At 49.3% G+C, this 4,393-nt stretch carries 7 protein-coding genes; 4 read left to right on the forward strand and 3 right to left on the reverse strand.

Annotated elements, in window-relative coordinates; genetic code table 11:
- The 3 genes from VJY99_RS11015 to VJY99_RS11025 form a co-directional block, all read left to right on the forward strand.
- A partial coding sequence (locus tag VJY99_RS11015) for a tetratricopeptide repeat protein (RefSeq protein ID WP_324118372.1) occupies positions 1 to 294 on the forward strand: 294 nt, incomplete at its 5' end.
- Positions 295 to 440: 146 nt separating this feature from the next.
- Positions 441 to 1,355 carry an SPFH domain-containing protein gene (locus tag VJY99_RS11020; RefSeq protein WP_324118383.1) on the forward strand — a complete coding sequence of 305 codons (915 nt, stop codon included), beginning with the start codon at positions 441 to 443 and terminating at the stop codon, positions 1,353 to 1,355.
- The gene (locus tag VJY99_RS11025; RefSeq protein WP_324118374.1) at positions 1,352 to 1,798 is read left to right on the forward strand and encodes an NfeD family protein; all 447 of its coding nucleotides are present in this window, start codon (positions 1,352 to 1,354) and stop codon (positions 1,796 to 1,798) included. Before VJY99_RS11020 ends, VJY99_RS11025 begins: the two co-directional genes overlap by 4 nt.
- A 41-nt stretch (positions 1,799 to 1,839) precedes the next feature.
- Here VJY99_RS11025 and cueR read toward each other — a convergent pair whose 3' ends face one another.
- The 3 genes from cueR to VJY99_RS11040 form a co-directional block, all read right to left on the reverse strand.
- On the reverse strand, positions 1,840 to 2,241 hold the full coding sequence (cueR, locus tag VJY99_RS11030) for a Cu(I)-responsive transcriptional regulator (protein WP_324118376.1): 402 nt from the start codon (positions 2,239 to 2,241) through the stop codon (positions 1,840 to 1,842).
- 169 nt (positions 2,242 to 2,410) lie between these two features.
- On the reverse strand, positions 2,411 to 2,611 hold the full coding sequence (locus VJY99_RS11035) for a DUF4926 domain-containing protein (protein WP_324118377.1): 201 nt from the start codon (positions 2,609 to 2,611) through the stop codon (positions 2,411 to 2,413).
- An 8-nt stretch (positions 2,612 to 2,619) separates the two neighbouring features.
- Complete coding sequence (locus tag VJY99_RS11040; RefSeq protein ID WP_324118379.1) at positions 2,620 to 3,771, reverse strand: DUF6883 domain-containing protein; 1,152 nt, start codon at positions 3,769 to 3,771, stop codon at positions 2,620 to 2,622.
- A gap of 278 nt (positions 3,772 to 4,049) precedes the next feature.
- Between VJY99_RS11040 and VJY99_RS11045 the strand changes: the two genes are divergently transcribed.
- Positions 4,050 to 4,393, forward strand: a 344-nt coding sequence (locus VJY99_RS11045; RefSeq protein WP_324118381.1) for a cation transporter, incomplete at its 3' end; no start/stop codon positions are given.

Below are 4,393 nucleotides of genomic sequence, written 5' to 3' on the forward strand. Positions count from 1 at the left end.
GCTCAGATTGATTTGCTTAAGCAAGCTGCAGATACCCCAGAGATCCAATTGCTTCAGCAACAAGTTGAGTTAGATCCACAAAATGCACTGTTAGCCAGCCAACTGGCGCTGCAACTGCATCAGGTCGGGCGCAACGAAGAAGCGCTGGAAATGCTGTACACCCATCTGAAAAAAGATCTCGGTGCGGCAGACGGGCAAGTGCGCAAAATGATGATGGAAATCCTGGCCGCGTTGGGCACAGGGGATGCGTTGGCATCGAAGTATCGCCGCCAGATTTATTCGTTATTGTATTGAGTGTTCATTGAGTCGCAATACCCGTTAGCATTCGAGTGCAGCCAACCCCCCTGCAGCTTGAAGGATGACGGGTAAACACGGAAGTCGCTGAATAATTCAGCGTTTAGAGTTAGACTTACATCAAATAAACAATGGAGGTTTTTTTGATGTTAATCGTCATTCCCGTACTGATCCTCGTCGCGCTGATCATCGTCGGCGCCGGGGTAAAAATCGTGCCGCAAGGCTACCAATGGACAGTGGAGCGCTTCGGCCGTTATACCAAAACCCTGATGCCAGGCTTAAGCCTTGTGGTGCCATTTATGGACCGCATTGGCCGCAAAATCAATATGATGGAGCAAGTGCTGGACATCCCTTCCCAGGAAGTCATTTCCAAAGATAACGCCAACGTTGCTATTGATGCGGTCTGCTTTATTCAGGTAGTTGATGCGTCGCGTGCGGCCTATGAAGTCAGTAATCTTGAACTCGCTATCCTTAATCTCACCATGACCAACATTCGTACCGTGTTGGGTTCTATGGAGCTGGACGAAATGCTGTCCCAGCGTGACAACATCAACACACGTTTACTGCATATCGTTGATGAAGCCACCAATCCGTGGGGTATCAAAATCACCCGTATCGAGATCCGTGATGTGCGCCCACCCGCTGAACTGATTGACGCGATGAATGCTCAGATGAAAGCCGAGCGAACGAAGCGTGCATACATTCTGGAAGCCGAAGGGATCCGCCAGGCTGAAATCGTCAAAGCCGAAGGTGACAAGCAATCAAAAATCCTGAAAGCAGAAGGTGAACGCCAGTCAGCATTCCTGCAAGCGGAAGCCCGTGAGCGTAGTGCTGAAGCTGAAGCTCGCGCTACACAAATGGTGTCCGAAGCTATCGCTAAAGGGGATATTCAGGCGATTAACTACTTTGTTGCCCAGAAATACACCGATGCACTGCAACAAATTGGTTCTGCCAATAACAGCAAAGTGGTGCTAATGCCGCTGGATGCCACCAGTCTGATGGGGTCCATTGCTGGTATTAGCGAACTTATCGCGCAAAGCGGTATTGAGCGTAAAAAATGATAGCCCTGCTGTTTGCTCACCCACATATCTTCTGGCTGACGCTGGGTGGCCTGCTGCTGGCTGCTGAAATGCTCGGCGCCAGTGGTTATTTGCTGTGGTGCGGCATTGCAGCAGTGCTGACCGGTTTGCTGGTGTGGATTGTGCCATTGGGTTGGGAATGGCAAGGCGTTTGCTTTGCCGTACTCACGCTGGTTGCGGCATTTTTGTGGTGGCGCTGGCTGTCGACGCGCAAACAGCAAGAACCGGGCGAAGTGCTCAATCAGCGCGGCCATCAGCTCATTGGCAGGCGCTTGCATCTGGATACCACACTGGTGAATGGCCGAGGCCATATACGCGTAGCGGATAGCTCATGGCCGGTGATGGCCGAGAGTGATTTAGCTGCCGGCACGGAAGTTGTGGTAGAGGCCGTTGAAGGAATTACGTTGAAAATAAAGGCGGTCTAAACAGGCGTTGTCGGATGTTGCCACCGCAAATAATGCAATGATTACTGCCGATGGCAACATCCCACCAGATTATCGATGATAGGACAATCCGCGCTGTCATCACCCGGGCAAGATTCGGCAAGCGCTAACAATTGCTGGCGCATGACCTGAAGTTCGCTGATGTGTTGCTCAATATCAGCCACTTTTTGCAGCGTTCTGGTTTTCACATCCGCACTATGGCGTGCCGGATTGTTGAACAAATTAACCAGTTCACGACACTCTTCAAGGTTAAATCCGACCTTGCGTGCCTGGCGCAGGATCGTCAGCTCATCCAGATGTTTTTGCGTGTAACTGCGATAACCATTTTCAGCACGAAGCGGTGCTGTGACCAACCCTTTCTCTTCGTAAAAACGAATAGCTTTGCTGGTTAAACCGGTTTTTTTCGCCACATCGCTAATGTTCATGTTTTCTCCTGAAATTGTCGGAATCGCTTCGCTAATCCGAGCGGGAAAAGCGGGTCATCTTACTCACTGACCTATCCCCAAGGCCCTTCGAGTTGCAGCCAGGTGACAAGGGAGTTTATCCCCAGCAACTGACTAAAGTAAGTGACCGGGGTGCAAAATCATGGCAATGCTATGGGATGTAATCTTCCACCTGATGGGGTAACAAAGCAGGTAATGCAATGGTTCGCCCCTGGTCATCGCAAAACTCAACTAAATATGCGAGTCTCGGTGACGTAAAAACGATAACAATCGTTCCAATCTGGCCTTTTGTTAACCCTTCTTCCGGTAAATCCTCGGTTAAAACTACAACTTCTATTTCTTCACGCATCATTGCTTGTCCTATTTATCCACGAATATGGTTGTCATACGAGGAACTACCGCTTCAGGCTCATAAATCCAGCCAGTACGGACGATCACGGTTTCACCATTGACGCCCAAAATTGGCATATTCACACCCAAAAGTTGCCCATGCTGAGTTGCGTCTTTAATTACGGCAGGGGAATTGAGCACGCCTTGATGGACTCTTGTCGCTAATGTATCCACATTGCTCGGGTTATAGCCAAGCGCAGATTCAAAAACGCGGGCTTTATTCCCTCCGTGTGGATGATTCGGATTTAACGCGTAGGACACCATTTTTTTAGGGTCGATTACTGCATGTTTAGCATTCAGTAAGTAGCCCTCCTTTGTGACATACCCTCCAGCAGCGGAAACGGATTCGAACTTGGGAATTTTGCTCAGTTTGGACAGCTTGCCTAGCTCGCTCATGGCACCTAAACGCCCAATCCCTAACCCAGCCGCTATTGAGGCTCCAGCAATTATCAGACCTTTGCTCTGGTCATTCATCAGTTGATCGTAGCCTGCAGGTGCATCGCCGCCGAGTTGGTTGGCCGTTTGCTTAAAGCCCTCAATATTCCCGTTATAAATGCCACCAGCTGCAAGCAACCGCCCCGCAGCTTTACTGTTAATAGTTTTTGCAGCCTGAGCGTGTTGCTCCGGTTCGCCACCATAGGGATAAGCACGTTGTTTAACGGTTGGTTCGGGTTTCCTGCCATTATGATTATTAAGGCACTTCTCATAAGCTTGTCTTACGTGCATCTCAAACCAGGGATGCCAGTGATCCATAAAACAGTCATAGATCAGTTCGCCTTTATCATCAAAATAGAACGGATTCTTACGGTGATCCCAACCTTCGAATGTATTGCAGCCAATGAGCCATCCCATATCCAGGTTTCTTTCGGTATTGTCGTAGACATTATCCCGGTAGCCAGCGCGACGGCGCTGCCCAGATACGGCAAACAGGTTTACGTGGCCTTGCTTTCTGCGAGGGGGGTCAAAGCCGGATATTTTGGCGTCGGTGTAATGATAATCATCTTCGCTCACATCGTAGTATATCCGTGCCTTTTCAAAGGCCACGGAAGGCCTGAGTATGTACTGAAAATCCTCTGGTGAAAGCTCTCTTTCGGAATCCCATATCCTTATTAATCTAAACATCACACATCCTTATTAACCATATAAAACCCATGGGATTAAAGCAGGTTAATACTTTTGCATAAGCGCAACTAATGCTTTCATCACAAAGAGATTTCTAAATTTTCAGCGGGTGAGATCCTCTGGATCGTCTTGTCATGGAATGCAGAGTCAATTACCCGCGACCAGGGCACACTGGGGCAGCCAATGCATCTGTATTTTGAAATATGACGGGTATTGCTTGACCTTCCCCTTGATGGAAGGTTTAGGCTTACCATACTTTCAAAACAAGGAGTCTGAAAATGTCTCACGTTATCGAACTCAACCTTGATGGCCTGACCTGTGGTCATTGTGTTAAACGCGTTAAAGAAAGCCTGGAGCAGCGCCCTGACGTTGAACAGGTAGAAGTGACGCAAACTCACGCCAGCGTCACGGGCACCGCTTCTGCTGATGCGTTAATCGAAACGGTAAAACAAGCGGGATATAGCGCAGAAGTCGCAACTCACCCAAAGTCTGATCCGCTGACAGAGTCATCAAACCCGTCGGAAGCACTGACAGCGGCATCCCCTTCGCTTCCGACAGCCACCGTTGAGGGTGACGATAGCCAACAGTTGCTCATCAACGGGATGAGCTGCGCCAGTTGTGT

This window comes from Buttiauxella sp., from assembly GCF_035271705.1.
In the GTDB taxonomy this organism is placed as follows: Bacteria; Pseudomonadota; Gammaproteobacteria; order Enterobacterales; family Enterobacteriaceae; genus Buttiauxella.

Coding starts and splice junctions, on each gene's coding strand:
- cueR (WP_324118376.1), bottom strand. CDS start 2,241: ATGAACATTAGCGATGTGGCGAAAAAAACCGGTTTAACCAGCAAAGCT.
- VJY99_RS11020 (WP_324118383.1), top strand. CDS start 441: ATGTTAATCGTCATTCCCGTACTGATCCTCGTCGCGCTGATCATCGTC.
- VJY99_RS11035 (WP_324118377.1), bottom strand. CDS start 2,611: ATGATGCGTGAAGAAATAGAAGTTGTAGTTTTAACCGAGGATTTACCG.
- VJY99_RS11040 (WP_324118379.1), bottom strand. CDS start 3,771: ATGTTTAGATTAATAAGGATATGGGATTCCGAAAGAGAGCTTTCACCA.
- VJY99_RS11025 (WP_324118374.1), top strand. CDS start 1,352: ATGATAGCCCTGCTGTTTGCTCACCCACATATCTTCTGGCTGACGCTG.